Annotated in this window: 16 protein-coding genes and 1 pseudogene; 8 read left to right on the top strand and 9 right to left on the bottom strand. The window is 40.6% G+C overall.

Going from position 1 to position 16,177, the window contains the following annotated elements; all coding sequences use genetic code 11:
* Positions 1-317 precede the first annotated feature (317 nt).
* The gene (locus Q0785_RS13775) at positions 318-1,178 is read left to right on the top strand and encodes an Hsp33 family molecular chaperone HslO (RefSeq protein ID WP_298830760.1); all 861 of its coding nucleotides are present in this window, start codon (positions 318-320) and stop codon (positions 1,176-1,178) included.
* 59 nt (positions 1,179-1,237) lie between these two features.
* Positions 1,238-1,966 carry a MerR family transcriptional regulator gene (locus Q0785_RS13780; protein WP_298830763.1) on the top strand — a complete coding sequence of 243 codons (729 nt, stop codon included), beginning with the start codon at positions 1,238-1,240 and terminating at the stop codon, positions 1,964-1,966.
* 138 nt (positions 1,967-2,104) lie between these two features.
* Here Q0785_RS13780 and Q0785_RS13785 read toward each other — a convergent pair whose 3' ends face one another.
* Positions 2,105-2,623: a transcriptional regulator gene (locus Q0785_RS13785; protein ID WP_298830766.1), complete on the bottom strand. Its 519-nt coding sequence runs from the start codon at positions 2,621-2,623 to the stop codon at positions 2,105-2,107.
* A 212-nt stretch (positions 2,624-2,835) separates the two neighbouring features.
* Between Q0785_RS13785 and Q0785_RS13790 the strand changes: the two genes are divergently transcribed.
* Genes Q0785_RS13790 through Q0785_RS13810 form a run of 5 tightly spaced genes read left to right on the top strand, consistent with a single transcriptional unit; the run spans position 2,836 to position 6,995 of the window.
* Positions 2,836-3,087 (top strand): PLDc N-terminal domain-containing protein, encoded by a 252-nt coding sequence (locus Q0785_RS13790; protein WP_298830769.1) that lies wholly within the window; start codon positions 2,836-2,838, stop codon positions 3,085-3,087.
* Positions 3,062-3,952 (top strand): ABC transporter ATP-binding protein, encoded by an 891-nt coding sequence (locus Q0785_RS13795; RefSeq protein WP_298830772.1) that lies wholly within the window; start codon positions 3,062-3,064, stop codon positions 3,950-3,952. Before Q0785_RS13790 ends, Q0785_RS13795 begins: the two co-directional genes overlap by 26 nt.
* Positions 3,949-4,716: an ABC transporter permease subunit gene (locus tag Q0785_RS13800; RefSeq protein WP_298830774.1), complete on the top strand. Its 768-nt coding sequence runs from the start codon at positions 3,949-3,951 to the stop codon at positions 4,714-4,716. The genes Q0785_RS13795 and Q0785_RS13800 overlap by 4 nt, the downstream gene beginning before the upstream one ends.
* 19 nt (positions 4,717-4,735) lie before the next feature.
* Positions 4,736-5,449: an ABC transporter ATP-binding protein gene (locus tag Q0785_RS13805; RefSeq protein WP_298830776.1), complete on the top strand. Its 714-nt coding sequence runs from the start codon at positions 4,736-4,738 to the stop codon at positions 5,447-5,449.
* Complete coding sequence (locus Q0785_RS13810) at positions 5,442-6,995, top strand: hypothetical protein (RefSeq protein WP_298830777.1); 1,554 nt, start codon at positions 5,442-5,444, stop codon at positions 6,993-6,995. Before Q0785_RS13805 ends, Q0785_RS13810 begins: the two co-directional genes overlap by 8 nt.
* Positions 6,996-7,356: 361 nt before the next feature.
* Here Q0785_RS13810 and Q0785_RS13815 read toward each other — a convergent pair whose 3' ends face one another.
* Positions 7,357-7,986, bottom strand: a complete 630-nt coding sequence (locus Q0785_RS13815) for a hypothetical protein (RefSeq protein ID WP_274844364.1) — start codon at positions 7,984-7,986, stop codon at positions 7,357-7,359.
* Positions 7,987-8,679: 693 nt separating this feature from the next.
* Between Q0785_RS13815 and Q0785_RS13820 the strand changes: the two genes are divergently transcribed.
* Entirely contained in the window at positions 8,680-9,468 is a 789-nt protein-coding gene (locus Q0785_RS13820; RefSeq protein WP_298830791.1) for an alpha/beta hydrolase, read from the top strand.
* Between the two features lie 80 nt (positions 9,469-9,548).
* Here the strand turns inward: Q0785_RS13820 and Q0785_RS13825 are convergent.
* The 7 genes and pseudogenes from Q0785_RS13825 to Q0785_RS13855 form a co-directional block, all read right to left on the bottom strand.
* Positions 9,549-9,698 (bottom strand): annotated as a pseudogene (locus tag Q0785_RS13825) (alpha/beta hydrolase); the annotation flags it as partial.
* 81 nt (positions 9,699-9,779) lie between these two features.
* Positions 9,780-10,265, bottom strand: coding sequence for a hypothetical protein (locus tag Q0785_RS13830; protein WP_036811054.1), 486 nt, complete (start codon positions 10,263-10,265; stop codon positions 9,780-9,782).
* 106 nt (positions 10,266-10,371) lie between these two features.
* Positions 10,372-11,301: an aminoglycoside phosphotransferase family protein gene (locus Q0785_RS13835; protein WP_298830803.1), complete on the bottom strand. Its 930-nt coding sequence runs from the start codon at positions 11,299-11,301 to the stop codon at positions 10,372-10,374.
* A gap of 443 nt (positions 11,302-11,744) precedes the next feature.
* Positions 11,745-12,011 (bottom strand): phosphocarrier protein HPr, encoded by a 267-nt coding sequence (locus Q0785_RS13840; protein WP_298830807.1) that lies wholly within the window; start codon positions 12,009-12,011, stop codon positions 11,745-11,747.
* 110 nt (positions 12,012-12,121) lie between these two features.
* The gene (gene manA, locus Q0785_RS13845; protein WP_298830810.1) at positions 12,122-13,075 is read right to left on the bottom strand and encodes a mannose-6-phosphate isomerase, class I; all 954 of its coding nucleotides are present in this window, start codon (positions 13,073-13,075) and stop codon (positions 12,122-12,124) included.
* Between the two features lie 23 nt (positions 13,076-13,098).
* The gene (locus Q0785_RS13850; RefSeq protein ID WP_298830812.1) at positions 13,099-14,022 is read right to left on the bottom strand and encodes an ROK family protein; all 924 of its coding nucleotides are present in this window, start codon (positions 14,020-14,022) and stop codon (positions 13,099-13,101) included.
* 70 nt (positions 14,023-14,092) lie between these two features.
* Positions 14,093-16,024, bottom strand: a complete 1,932-nt coding sequence (locus tag Q0785_RS13855) for a BglG family transcription antiterminator (protein WP_298830815.1) — start codon at positions 16,022-16,024, stop codon at positions 14,093-14,095.
* Between the last annotated feature and the right edge of the window lie 153 nt (positions 16,025-16,177).

Consider the following 16,177-nt stretch of genomic DNA (forward strand, 5'->3'; position numbering starts at 1 on the left):
AATTACTGGAATATCCTTCCTAACTGGATTCGTTAAATGACCCTTGAACAGATTGCCTTTAGTTACGGAAAATTTTATCTTGGATGTGATAAGTCTTTGATGAACCGTTCGCAAAAGTATACTTTTGCAGACAGAAAGGGAGAGTAGATGCTAGTCAAAATGCAACTTCTCTCCCCTTCTATTTATGCAGCTACCGATAAGCCCTCATATGTTAACTAAAAATAAATATCGTGAAAATTTCATTCTCCCCTTGAACCTTACGTAGGGTAATGTTTTATAGTAAAGCTAGCTTACTTTTGCAAAAGGGGGGAATCGTTGTGCAAAATGCCATTGTTAAGGCATTAATTAATGAAGAACAGATTCGTCTATATTTTATTGATAATTCCCAGTTGCTTCGCGATATCTATGCCTTAAACCAGGAACTTCCTAAACCGCTTAAACTACTGTTAGGCAAAACGATATCAGCAATGAGCATACTCTCTGGTACGCTCAAAGGGAACCAGCGAATGAGCCTCCAGGTAACGTTGAGCAACACTCGCCATAAGATTTTTGCGGAAGCCGAAGCCAATGGAAATGTCAGAGGATACCTGAACGAGGAACTTTTGAGATCTTCTAATATAGAAGAAAAGTCGATGCAAGATTTGATTGGACCTTCTGGGATGATCCGTGTCATAAAGGGTTCTGAGATGAATCAATTCACCAGCATTACCGATATGCCAAATCAACATATCACGGATGATATCGCCAACTATTTTGTGCAGAGTGATCAGACGCCGACCTATCTTTATTCCGACATTCAGTTGGATAAGGGAGGTTCCCTTCTTTCCAGCCATGCACTATATGCACAACTGCTTCCCGGTGCACCACCACAACTGCTTTCAGAAGTGAAAATGATTGTGAAAGCCAATCCGGATATTTTCAGTAAACTAAACGCTGAAGAAGCGAGTGACAGCGAAGAAGCGTTAACCCAGTTGTTTGGGGATGCAAAAATTATTGGCCATAGCTCCAGTCAATTTTTCTGCGGATGCAGTAAAGAAATGTTCTATGGCATGCTTTATTCATTGAGTGAAGAGGAAATCAAACGGAGCATTGAACGAAAGGAAGACATTGAAGCTTTTTGCCATATTTGCGGGAAAACCTACACGTTTGAGCAAAAGGAGATGCAGCAACTCTTCTAACTTCGAATTTCTCGGTTTTAGTTGGTGAATAGAAATGTTGTTAAATGGAGGCTAAGCGAATGAAGGAACATTGGAAAGTCGGAGAAGTTGCCGAATTGGCGGGTTTAACGATTCGAACTTTACGCTATTACGATCAAATCTGTTTATTTTCACCTTCTCAGTATACGGAGTCAGGGCATCGGCTTTACACGAAAGCAGATTTGGTCCGTCTTCAGCCAATTTTGTCCTTAAAGCAGATGGGCATGTCGTTAGAAGAAATACAACTTCTGTTGTCTAATCCGGAGGAACAAACCGTTGCAGAGATTTTGCAAACCCAAATTTCCCGCGTCAAAAAAGAGATAGAGGTTCAGCAAAAACTAGTAGCAGAGCTGGAAAATGCGTTATCGGCTGCGCGCAGCAATCGGACCATGTCGATTCCAGAACTTACTAAATTAATGGAGGCGCTGAAAATGAATAAGGAAAAATACTTTTCGAAGCAGCAATTGGATACCATGGAAAGCAGATATGAGAATGCTGATAAACAACTCTTAAAGCAGGCCGAGCAAGAGTTTAACGATCTTATCAGGGAAATACGTTTGGAAAAAGAAAAAGGCGCTTCTCCTTCCGATGAAAAAGTACAAGATTTAGCGAAAAAATGGAATGACATCGTGAATGCCTTTTCCGAAGACGATAGGACTTTCCGCAAGCAAGCCGAACATTTCCACGCCGAAAACCCAGGGAACGAACTGCAATATGAAATAGATGGCGAGCTATACCAATTTATCAATCAAGCATTGAATCATAAGTGATTTTATATGAAAGGAAGAGGAAAAGCTGACAAGTTGGCTCCCCTCTTCCTTTCTTATATTTGTTTTTAAAGAACTTCCGATAACGTCATCACATGCAAACAAAGTTTTAAAGAATAATTTCTCTTCTAAGAAGAGAAATTACGGAATAATCACCATGGAAATCGTACGATCTGTTCCGTCTTCATCTTCTTTTCTATTATAGTATTTTTCCATTAACGTAGTTAACTCCGACTGAAAATCTTCGAATGAATCATCTGTTAAGTTCATTTTCACTAAAGAAAATGTCGCTTGATCCTGAGTATCTTCTGTAACTCTGTTCTCATGATAGTCTTTATAGTTCTGAAGAATATACATAAAAAAATAAGTTACAAATTTTATTTTATCGCCGTAAGTGGCAGACTGCCAATCTTCTTCGCTGATTTTATAGGCTTGGGTATTCAGGGCATACAGCTTTTCTTCAACTTTTCCAATTCGATTTATGCCAACGACTTTCAATAGATCGTCATCCACCATTGAGTTCACATGTCTGTACAATGTCGCTTGCGATACTTCTTTCAATAGTTTATTCAGTTGCATAATCGAGTATCCTTCATCGACATCTATTAATTCCAAAGCGATTTTAAACCTGACCTGGTTTTTAAATAAATCAAATTCCATCTATTTCGATCCCCTTTTATTTATGATTAGTGAGCTGTTATATAGTCTTTCTTCGGGATTACCAACTTCTTGTCACCGTTTATATCGGAATTTTCTTACAATAAAAAATGAGATTACTCTTAAATGTATTTTGAGTCTGTATCTAAAATACAATAATATGGTTGACTTTTCAATTATCATTATTGATAATGATAATTGAAGGAGTGATTCAGATGAATACAGATATGACTGCTCTACTGGAAATTGATTGGGCACAGATTCTCCCTTTCGCCTTGCCAATTATTTTATTCAACTTATTATTGATTGGAGTTGCGCTCTATGATTGGTTCAAAAGAAAAGAGCTCATTGCCTCACCATATATTTGGCTGGTCACCATTCTATTGCTCCAATTGCTCGGGCCGATATTGTATTTAGTGATTGGAAGGAGAATGATCCGAAATGATTACAGTCGAGAAACTTCATAAGACCATAAAAAAAAGAAAGATTTTGAGCGATGTCACCTTCTCGGTTGCAAAAGGCGAGTGTGTCGGTTTATTAGGTCCGAACGGCGCCGGAAAAACGACGCTCATTAAATGCATGACTGGAATTCTGCAGCATGAACAAGGGAATATTACATTCAATTCCACCCCTATCGTGCAGCACAAGAAAAATATTGGCTATTTGTCTCAACATACGGACTTTAAACCTTGGATGACGTGTGAGGAATCGCTCTTTTTCTTCGGAAAATTGTCAGGCTTGGACAAGACATTTTTAAAGGGGAATATTTCAGCGGTTTTAGAAGAAGTCGGGCTCAAGGATAAAGGAAATTACAAAGTGGAACAATTATCTGGCGGCATGAAACAGCGGCTCGGGATTGCCCAGGCCATTTTGCACCAACCGCTGCTGCTGATTTTGGATGAACCGGTTTCTGCGTTGGATCCGATCGGCAGGAATGAAGTGAAAAAATTGATCGCTCGCTTAAAGAAGCGAACGACCATCATCATTTCGACACATATATTGGACGATGCCAGCGAGTTTTGCGAACGGTACATCATCATTAAAAATGGAATGATTGTCGGAAACATAACCGAAGAATTTCAGAAATCAGACCGTAAACAAATTCTAGTTAAGATGGGAAATGTCCCGCAAACAAGTGAAGCATTGAAAAGTTCTGAGGTCGAACATGTTGAATGCCTATCACCGAACACCTTTCTTTTAACGGGAGCTGAAGAATTGGATTTACAGAAAGTCGTAAACGACTTCGCTGCAAAAGAAATGGATATTACGTCCATTGAGTTTTATGAAAGAGGGATAGAAGAAATTTTCCTGGAGATGGTGTCGGACACATGACAAACTTTTACACATTAACGCGCACTGAACTAGTAGAAGCCACAAAAGAATTTAAGTTCATCTGGTTATCACTATTTTTCGTGATCTTGGGCATTACTCAACCGCTGATTACTAAATACATGGACGTTATCCTCGAAAATGTTGGCGGCGCAGATGGAATCACCATCGATCCGAACCGGCCGGTACCAAGTTCTGCTGAAGTTCTCCTGTCGACCATTTCCGGCCAATTCAATCAAATCGGACTCATCATCTTGATTATTAGCTTCATGGGGCTGATTGCAGCCGACCGTAACAGCGGTATGCAAGATTTCATATTGACCCGTCCTGTTTCGCTGCGCTCTTACCTATTGTCAAAACTAATGGGACATTGGGTAATCAGCATGTTCAGCATCTCTATTGGGGCAGTCGTTTCCTATGGTTACACCATTTTCTTATTCGGTTCTTTCTCTTTTTCAAACTTTCTCCTGTTTCTGCTGTTGTACAGTTTTTGGATCCTCTTCGTCGTGAGTCTGGCCATCTTGATCAGCACCTTTGTCAAGAGTCCCATCCTAATCGCCGTTACGACAATCGCCGCTTCGATTTTCTTTATTCTGATCAAGGGGTTCAACCACTTCTTGTTCCAGCTGTCCCCAGGCGGCATCTTAAACCTCGCGGAGAACCAGTTGCTGTCGGTCCACGACTCCAATTACTTCAGTATTGCAACTTGTTTGGCATTCATTTTACTTAATCTCTCATGGGCCAATAGGAATCTCAAAAAGTCTTGATTAAAGGAGGCTGGTTCAAATGTTATCGATAAACAACTTGACCAAGTTATACAAAGGATCTGAAAAAGGCATTAAGAACTTAACCTTGGATTTAGCGGAAGGCGATATTTGCGCCTTCATCGGCATGAACGGGGCAGGAAAAACGACTTCCATCAAATCCATCGTGGGCATTTATGGCTTTGATCAAGGCGCTATTGAATTAGATGGCGTGAGCATAGAAAAAAACCCACAAGAATTTAAACAGATGGTCGGATACTCGCCCGACACTCCTGTGCTCTATGGGAACATGACGGGGTATTCGTACCTGGAACTCATTGGAAGCATTTATCAGATTGACAACGAGACGATAAACGAGCAATTGAACACCTTGCTGAAAAAGCTCAATTTCGGCAGTGCTATCCATGAGTTGATTTCTACTTATTCCCATGGCATGAAACAAAGACTGGTGCTTATTTCCATCCTTATGCACAATCCAAAGCTGATCATATTGGATGAACCCTTCGTCGGATTGGATCCGAACGCCACTTATTTTTTACAGGAAGAAATGAAGAAACGGGCAGCTGAAGAATCCATTGTGTTGTATTCGACCCACGTTTTAGAAGTAGCGGAAAAGCTCTGCAACAAAGTGGTCATGATCCATAACGGCGAAGTGGTCGTCAATGATACGATGATCAACCTATTGTCTGAGAGCAGCTTGGGCGAAAAATTCAGGAGCATCACAGCACATGAGTAAGCTAATCCAATTGCAAAAGTATATCTTGGCAAATGATTTTCAGTTTTCCAGATTGGGATCATCCAATAACCAGGACGACCGAAAGCACGCTGTTCTTACGTTGGGTGGCTATTGTGCCGCTGTTGTCATGGCCATTGGCTATATTGTCTATATCGCCTTTGATTTGTACATCAACGAAGAATCCATGTTATTTTTTCCGATTCTTTCGTCCATTTTGTTTTGGGCCCTGGGGTTCTGGACCATCTTAAGCGGCATTAAAAAAATGATTTTTTCTTCGGATACTGAACTTATTTTCAGCTTGCCCCTTCCATTGTGGCAAGCCAAGTTCTTTAATGTAATCAGACTATTGATCCTTTATTTACTCATTGCTGCAATAGCTGTTTTTACTGGCACCTTGTTGCATATGTTCATTCTTCCCGACTTCTGGTTCGTTCTATTATCCAGTCTTCTTCTTGTTGTGATCCTCCCTTTACTAGTTATAGCAATAACCTTCATCATTTCATTGGCAGTAAAAATTCTCCTTAATTTTTTAAGAATCCATAATAATGTGATCGAAGCTTTGCTTACAATCTTTTTATTCCTTTCACCTCTTTTGTATATCACGTACACCTCTGCTTCATTGAATTACAAAGACATTTTTTCTACTAGTTCCCCACTCTACTTGTTCGGCATCATTAGCAACTCGACATCAGAATTCGGATTCTTTAACTCGGTGAGCTTACTAACAATAACCCTCGTTCTTGTTTTCATAACCGGATACCTATTTATTAAAAGGCATGCTTTCTTAGCTGCAAGCTACTCTACTTCGTCAAAAAGAAAAGCACGTGATTCCAGCACGTTTTCTTCCAATAGTTTATTTAAAAGTCTATTCTCAAAAGAGCTGAAACTATATCTATCCTCTATCACCTATGTCAGCAATACAGTCCTTACACCTGCGCTATTACTAATTGGCAGCCTGGCTTACTTGTTCAATATCTCCCCTCTTTTGTATGACACTACCTTGGAACTGTCCTTTATCACGTTATCAAGCAAGTATATATTCATTCTATTTACGACTGTATGTACTCTTTTGACCACAACCACTTCATCAAGCCTATCTTTTGAAGGCCAAAGCATCTGGATTTTGTTGACGTCTCCGCTCTCTTTGATGGAACTTGCAAAAGCCAAGATGGCATTAAACGTGCTGCTTTTTGTACCAGGATTAGCTTGTGCTATTTTGGTTTATACTCAAATTTTCAGTTCATCGCTATTGGATTCACTGCTCTTCATTTCTTTTACACTCACTAGTTTACTGCTTATTAGCATGTTAGGCTTCTTTGTCAATTTGAAATTCCCTAATTACAACTGGTCCAGTGAGATGGAAGTAATCAAGCAGGGTAAATCCACTATAATCACCGCTATTATCAGTTCATTTCTTATCTCAATCACGGCGATTTTGATTCTACTAGATTTCAATTTCATATTCCAACTTCTCTTATTGGTCAATATCTGTATAATTATAGTTTTAATTTACAAGCTAAGGGAAAGCTCGTTACTTATGGAATAAAGCAATTAGCTCTGCCAAGTATGAATTAAACACTATCTTTGAAGCAATTGGCACCAGAACCTTCGGAGTCCCTTCTCTCTTAATGTGGCTTTTGGGAGATGTACTTGGTATTCTTGTTTCTTCCCTTTACTCGGACTGTTTGGGCAGTAGGTAACCTCATTGTAAGTACTTATAATTATAGAAGGGAGATATTCAGTGGTTTTCTGAATGTCTCCCTTCTATATGTGCAGCTTCCGATAACCCATGATATGTAAACTAAATTTTCATTAGAATCTCTTTTACATAGACTTTAGCGTTAATGATATGAATGAAACTTTTCTGTTTATAACTTCTACTCATCATCAACTATCATCGCAACATGCTATTTTATTCTTTCTTGCTCTTGCTCGAAAAGATGAGTATACAGTTTAAACTTTGACTGTTCGTTTAAGTGTTTTGCAAAGTACTTGGCTTTGTAAAATTTATTCCAACCATCGCGCTCTTTTTCAATTTCTATAAATGCACTCTCTATTTCTGTATTTTCTTTTAGCCAGTTATATCCCTCATTTAAAAAAGACTGTTTGATATTTTCAACAACCTTTTCCACGTTCGAACCATCCGGCTCTATCCACCAAAGATCTTTCCGGGTTTGTTCTACAGGATTATCTAAACTAGACAAATACTCTGATTGATCAAGATTAGAAAGCAATTCACATTGCAAATGGCATTGATGTGCTTTGGGCAAGAATTTCCCTTGTCCATCTATCTTCAGATATTCATCTATGGTAGGAATGAAATCATAATAGATTCCTAATTCGACATGGATAGACATCGGTGGCCAGCCGGTTACATCTGAAAAATATTTCCCGACCGCTGTGATATCCAACACCCATATAGAATTACCAATCCAAGCCCAGTTATGCCTAGTATTCACTTTTGTAAATCCACTTTCTTTTAATACAGGAGACAATGTTTTTCTTATTATTTTGTTTATTTCTGGGGATCCGATCATTGTAAACCTCCGAAGTGAAATTGTGGCTAAACATAGAGAAAAGCCTAGATTAATTCTTGTTATGTAATTATATGTATTTCACCACTGTAATATTGAAACCGTATAGAATAGTCTTTTGAATGTATCATTTTTTCTAACAAGTTCAATTTCTCTTCGCTTTCTGATTAATTCACTGGGATAGGAGATCTGAATGTAACTTAATTGATATTAAGTTACATTCATATCCTCGTCTATGCCCCAAAACTTTATCTTGGATTTTGCCGGAGCTTTTTTCAATTCATCCAGATCACTTTGCAACTGCTGGACAAGAGCCAGTAGTTGTTCTCCACGTTCCTGGCTCTTGTCCAGTTCGTTTTCATGTCCGTAAGCACTTCAGTATGGTCTACGGGATTCACTGGCTGCTGTTCCATAAGTCGCTGCAGGTCGCTGATTTTTGATTCTGACCCATGAACAACTCGACAATCTGATTAAGGGATTGCAGCGCAACCACCAAATCAGTATTCATCCGTTTCACTTCTCCCCCGAATCTTTTTAGCAACTTGTCTTCTCTTCTCTCTTTACAGCTGGTTAATTATGTTAAAATTTAATGGATGATGAGTTACACAAATTTTATAAATAATAGTTTAGTAGATATGTAATCAGATGTTATGAGTTTATTGAAGATCGGAAAATTACTCAAAGCGGAGGGATGAAATGCCTCATATCAAAATAAAAAATGTGGAGTTGCATTATGAAGTTGAAGGTTCTGGAGAAGCAATCCTTTTCACACATGGTGCCTCATGGAATCATCGACAATGGAAACCCCAAGTTGAGGAACTGTCTAAACACTATAAGACCATTACATGGGATGTACGGGGGCACGGTAAGTCTTCATTGCCAAAAGGAAAAGTGGACTCCGAAGATTTCACAAAAGACTTAGTTGGTTTACTTGACCACTTAGGGGTAAAACAAGCGCATCTTTGTGGATTATCTATGGGTGGCCATATTTGTCTTCAAACTGCGATTCGGCATCCAGAACGGGTGAAATCACTTATGTTAATCGGCACACCGTACACGAATTCATACAATTGGGTTGAAAAAGTATTCGTTCCTATAAATAGATGGTCAAGCATGTTTATACCTATGCATGTCATGGCAAGTATTCAGGCAAGAACGCTTTCTAAATTTAACAGCAACAATAAGCAGTATATTAAAGAAACAGTTAGTTCGATTCCTTTAAGCCACTGGATACGTATATGGAATTCTGTTTCCAAAATGGAGAGTGGGAATGAGTTGAATAAAATAACTTGCCCTACTTTAATTTTACAGGGAGATCACGATAGTATGACTGAAAGGCAACAACAAGAAATGGCTGCCCGAATTCCCCAGTCCAAAATGGTTTATATAAAGAATGCACATCACGCCACAAACCTGGACAACCCTAAACAGGTAAACCATGAGATTCGGGAACACTTATCAGCCATAGAAAAGCAAGAATCATAAATGAGAAATGTTGAAGCTACAGACATTTAGATTATAAAGGTGTTTTTGATAACTCTTTCATTTACCACACTACACTTGACTTAGAGCGTTTTTTTGACGAATTCAATAAACTTACTTTCTTCTTCTGAAAACGAATTATGATTGTTTTCTTCAAAAACAGTAAATCTGGCTGTGGGAATTAATTCGGCAATCTCCTCCCCGAACCTTAAGGGGCACTGTGCATCGGTTTTCTTGCGAAGTCAATGGAATTGGGATTTTGAATGTAACTTAATTCACAATAAGTTACATTCAATTTCTCTTCTTAGCTAATCTTATTTAAACTCTTCAGGACTCCATATGGCGATTTCATTACCTGGAACAGCCACAATCAACCAGTCACCATCCCCATATCCATGATTATCTCCAACTTGCCAACACTCATAGTTTTCATCATGTCCATTTACATACAATACTTTTCCAGACTCAAACGAAATATATAAATGCGGCGAATCTCCTCCGAGCCAAATATCTTTCACTTTTTCTCTCCGGTTTCTCAACAGCAGCTGAAACGACTCTTCATCGTCGAGTTCTTCTAAGGTTTCTTTAGAAATCGTGGTTAATTGCTCATCACTAGCAGTAATCGCAATTTTCCTTACTTCAATGTTCAACCATAACTGGTCTGGATCTTGCTCAGAGTAATGGGAAAAACAGACACGCACTACCCCTGGACCAATGCCAAATTGGAAACCATCAAGTTGACTTCCAATAAGCAGTTTTTTTAAAGCTCTCTCTGCGAAGTTTCTGTCTTCTCTTTTCATTTCTTCCCCGCCCTTATTCATCACTTAGCGGATTTGAATGTAACTTAACTGCACATAAGTTACATTCAAATCCCACTTCCCTGTGATTTGATTCACTGCACATCATTTAAGTTAAACTGTATTCTTCGAAGTTCAAGAACAATTGAGTAAGGCTATCAAATAAAGAGCGTTGCGCTTGATTCTGCCAATCTTCTTCTACATCCGCCATCAGCCACATGACTTCATCAAGGAAAACATGTTCCAGTGCTTTCGGCCAATTTATTTTCTCCTCAAGCGATAAGTCCACGGATTCCCCATATCCAGATAGAAACAGGTGCCATTGCTGTTTTGTAAACGTTCGGTCTGGAGCAGAGGCAAGTTCATTATGAAACAGCAAAAGGACGAGTGCCAAATCAAATATTCGGGGAATCCATCCAGCATTATCCGGATCAATCAAATAAGGCTGGGGAGTATAAATTAAGTTATTCGCTTTGAAATCGTGCGGTGTTGCGACGGAAATCAAGCCAGCTTGCTTCAGTTCCTCTTGTTGACGAACCGCTTGCAGAAGACGGACTTCTAATATCGGATTCATTTTAATGCCGTGTGGAGCTGCATTCTGTTCAATGCGCTGGAAGCTCTCTTTAACTTCCTCTCCTGTGAAATCAAATACATCGTATATATCCAATTCGTATTCATTATCAGTTGGAGATAATGCATGAATTCGCCCAAGTAACCTTCCCGCTTCTTTGATCTCCCACTCCTTTCCCGTATAAGGCACTCCTTGAACAAAAGGATAAACGACGTAGGTTTCTTCACCGAAAGTCCTTGGATTTTCTGCTTGAATCTTTGACGGAATGACCACATCTACACCTTGTTCGTTTAATGTTTTTGTATATCTCATGAGACGATTTGCTTTCTCGATTGGGTGCTGCGTTTTTTTGACTATAAAGTCGCCTTCAGGTCGTATCATCCGGTAAACTGGCGAAAACGGATAGATGCTAAGTGGTTCATCTTCTGCTTCAAAACCAAAATTCTTCACGATTGTTTTAGCCCTCATATAATTCTGCCTACTTTCTGTTTAATTTCTTTCATACGGACTGCTTTCATAATCTATCTTAGACAAATATGTATACGATTATATTACCAATAATTAGAAAATTTAAAAATGATGTTTTATAAGTTTATATGTAATTTAAAAAACCGTTCGTAAACGTGCCAAAGCCCTTTACGAACGTCCGGCAATTGCACATACATTTACGAACGCTTTTCGGAGAAATGTCAAGAAATAATCGTTTTACCAGGTGAACTTTGTAACATCACAAAACTGGCTACACATGCGTCAACAGCAAAGATTAAAATGACAGCTGGCAGATGCCCCTTCCCGCCAGCTGTCTCAGAAAAACAACCTCATTCAAAAAAACGAACGGAGAAAAGGAATTCTTTTTCTCCGTTCGTTTATATGCAGAACTTGTTGGACCACCTATTTTTTAAGAAAATATGTCACTCAGCCAATCCCTCTTTATGCATGATTTTTTCGATTTCCTTAATGGCGTCTTCTTCATCGGATCCTTCGATGTTCACTTTGAACTCGGTGCCATAAGCAATGCCCAATGACATCACGCCTAAAATGGACTTTAAATTCACTTTTTTCTCCCGATGGACAATGTTGACCTCTGACTCGAACTTGCTTGCCAGGTTCACCAAAATCGCTGCCGGACGTGCATGAATCCCCGCTTGGTCTGTAAGTGTAAACTGTTTTTCAACCATTATGATTCAACTCCTCTATCCCCTAGTTTTTTTTAGTTGAATAAGCCGTAAAAAAATAATAGTTCTTTTTCTTCTATTTTTGTTTCGGGGCACATGCCTGAGCAGCTTGCTTATTCGTGTGTAACCAAAAGCTCCAGTTTCCCTGAGATCCCATATGTTTTAACCGTAGATGGCAAAATAAAATGACTGCCTTTTTCCAATAGAAAAGATTGTCCATTAACAGATATTTCTCCGGCGCCGGCAATGACGCTGATCAACAGATAGTCCCTTTTCAAAGGGGTTTTCACTTTGCCATTAATTTTCCAATGGTAAACCGTAAAATAAGATTCTTTTATTAATTGCATACTCGCGAGATCGCCGTCATTCACTGCGGTCTTTGAAGGCAGGACGGGGTGATGTGGGAAGTTGATGACGTCAATCGCCGATTGGATATGAAGTTCGCGTGTCTCTCCTTCGTCCGTAATCCGATTATAATCGTATACGCGATAGGTGATGTCCGAGCTCTGCTGGATCTCCACTACCATGATTCCTTTCCCGATGGCATGAACCGTTCCGCACGGGATATAGAAGAAATCCCCTTTTTTGACGGCCAGCGGAAGCAGCAGCTCGTCCCATTGTTCTGCGTCCACCCGTTTCCTGAAGTCTTCCCGGCTCTCTGCCCGGTGCCCCAGAATAATACGGCTGTCCGGTTCGCAATCCAACACATACCAGCATTCCGCTTTTCCATAAGGCATATCTTCCATTTCCTTCGCATAATCGGTGTCTGGATGGACCTGGACAGACAGGCTTTCATTAGCATCCAGAATTTTCACGAGTAGCGGGAACTCCCCACAGCCTTGTTCTTTGCCGAACAATAAAGGATTGTCATTCCAGGCTTCCAGCAGATTCTTTCCCTTCAACAGCCCGTTGGCAATTATGGATGGACCATTTTTATGAGCTGATATCACCCATGCTTCCCCTGTTTTATCTGATGGAATATCATAGCCGAAGAAAGTGCGGAGCTTCCGGCCGCCCCAGATCCGATCCTGAAAGAATGGTTCCAAAAAAATAGGTTCCTCGTACATAGTGAAGTTCCTCCGATTCCTGGTTACTTAAACGATTCGATATGAAAGCAAAGAGCTGCTGCACCAATCACTCCCGCTTGCTGGCCAAGCTTTGCCGATACGATTTCCGTTTTTCTGCCTGTCGGATTCAAGGCATAGCGTTGGACATATTGACGAATCGAATCGAACATCGGCTCACCGAATTCAGAAACACCACCGCCGATAACGAGCTTTTCAGGATCAAAGGTATTGATCATATTGACAGCTGCCACACCAAGCACCTTAAAGACCTCTTGCATATATTCGATTATCCGGGGATTGCCTTCCTGATAAAGGTGAAAAACTTCTTTTGCCGTTAGCTTTTCACCCAGTATTTCTGAAGCTCTTTTCGCAATGGCAGTTCCAGAAGCAATAGATTCGAGACAGCCCGACTGTCCGCAAACACATTCTCCGTAAGAAGGATCGACGACCATATGGCCGATATCTCCAGCATTTCCCTTCAAACCTTTAAGCAGCTGCCCTTCAGTAATGATGCCAGCCCCTATCCCGGTACTGACTGTGATGTAGATGAAGTTTTCATTTTCTGTCGCGGCTCCGATCCATTTTTCGGCAAGCGCCGCTGCATTTGCATCATTTTCCAAAAGAATTGGGACAGGAAAGGACCGCCCGATCAATTCCCGGATCGGGATATCCACCCATGTCTGCAAATTGGGCGGACAGGAGATGAGCCCGTTTCTACTGTCTAACGGACCGGGTGCCCCTATGCCGATTCCCGTCAGCTGATCCACCAAGACACCTGACTTTTCGATAATCCGGCTGATCTCCTGTTGAATTTCAGCAATCATGGCTTCAGGCGGGATTTGGAGGTTCGTTGGGATGACCGATTGGCAGATGATCGTTCCCTGTTCATCCACTGCCGCAACAGCTACCTTTGTTCCGCCGATATCCACACCAATGGCATAGTTCATCTTTTCACTCCCTTACCTGAAAGATCAGCACCTTGAACAGATAGCAGTTAGAAATGTTGGACAAGCTTCCCTACAACGCAATCACTTTCATAAAATCCTCGTAGGTTTTGGCTTTAATCAACCGTTCAACAATTGCGCTGTCATGAATGATTCTGCCGAGCAGGTCATACATTACCTGCAAATCTTCCTGGCTTTCTTTCATGACATTCAGCAGACAAACAAACTGGACCGGCTTATCTTTCCAGATAATCGGCTTTTTCAGCGTGCATACTGTCAAAAAAGTCGTTTCGGAATGCGGCGTAATGGGATGAGGAATGGCAACAAAGTTCCCGAATGATGTCGGCGCCACTTTTTCCCTATCGAATACCGCCTGAAGACAGCCTTCGTCCACCAGCCCTTGTTCCATCAATTTTTCATGCAAAAATTCCAGTGTCTGTTCTTTCGTGCCCAGCTCTTGCACCAAAAACACCCGATCCCTTTTAAAATAGACAGAGATGTTTTTTTGTTCTTTAAGAATATACTTTTCGATTTTCCGTATGTCCGACTCCCCCAAAATTGCATTCACCACAATTACTGGAACAGCCAGCTCTTCCTGAATCGGAATGGAACTGATGATAAAATCGATCCCCTCCAGTCCACATTGTCCCAGCTTGTAGTATTCGGTTGTTCCCACAACTTCCAGGCTTTCGCCGAATTGTGACTTTAATTTGTAGTAGATCAATTGAGCTGTCCCCAATCCCGACGCGCAGACGATCAGGCATTTTTTCGGGACCACTTCGGATTTCCTCCGCTCAATCGCAGCGGCTAAATGAAGCGCCAGGTAACCGATTTCATTTTCATCAATGACTGTCCCAATCGCTTCATTGATGGTTATTCCAGCTATGATTCCGGCTTCAAACGCAACGGGATAGTTTACTTTGATATCCTGGAGCATCGGATTCCGGATATTCATCCCGTATCGATAACGATTTACAGCCGGCTTTAAATGCAAACTCAAAGCGATGATCAATTCCTGATCTTCCTGTATGCCTAAATTCAACTTTGACTCGATTCTGCCCAATGCTTTCATGACCAAGTCAGTGATCTGTTTCTGGATCACCTGTTGGACCGCCTTTTCCCCAGCAGCTGGGTGAGCAGCTATTTTGGTGCCCAACAAATGCATGGCAATGTATGCCACCTCTTCCAAAGGAAAATGAACAGCAAACTTCTCCTGCACTTTCTTGACGATTTTCTGGGCTACTTTATACTCCTTTTGTTCCAGTATTTCATCAATATCCGCAGAGTGTAACGTAACGTTATAGCCTTCTTTTATTCTTTTATAGGCGATTGCCAGATGAATCACCAAGTTGTTGATGGCGATGTCCGATACAAGCACTCCGTTCTCTTCTATCTGCTCCATGACAATCGCCAGAATGGAATCCAATTCCTCCTGTGACAAGGAAGAGAAATGGGGCTTGAACAATTCGTTTACCGGCTCTTCACGGATGAATATATATTCCGCCATACAAAAACGGCGCTTCAATTCATCGGCACTGACAGACAATCCATAATTCGGACGCGACTCCAGCCGGATATCATAGACTGCCAGCATTTTTTTCACATGGCCTAAATCATTCTGGAGGGTCGATTTGCTTATATACAGTTCATCAGCCAATTCCTCAAGCTTGATATACCCATCGCTTAATAGAAAACGTTTGACCAAATAAGCGATCCGCTCTTCGGGCATTTTGGGAATGATGGTTTCGAGTTCTGTATCTTCTATCGCCAGCATCTTTAAATAGTCTCGGAAAAGCTGCTCTTCCATAATTCCCAGTTTATAACCCTGTCCCATAATCGAATCGATATAGGCACCATGTTCAATCAGCAGCGAATCCAATGCTTTGACATCTTCGCGGATTGTCCGCGAAGAAACCTGATTGAGCATCGCCAGGTATTTACCCGTAATCGGCGTTTCCGCCGCCATCAATTCACGAAAAATAGTTTTCATTCTTGAGGTCAACATATCGCCACTTCTCCTTACACTGCTTTGTAGAGCATTATGACCTAGTTCTTTAATTCTATTATAATTTAATTCAGAATATTTAATCTGTTTAAATTCAAATTTAAACTGTAGACCGCTTAAACACAGAATCCGCTTTAAATAGAGAATCCCTTT

The organism is uncultured Planococcus sp., from assembly GCF_947501725.1.
Lineage (GTDB): Bacteria > Bacillota > Bacilli > Bacillales_A > Planococcaceae > Planococcus > Planococcus donghaensis_C.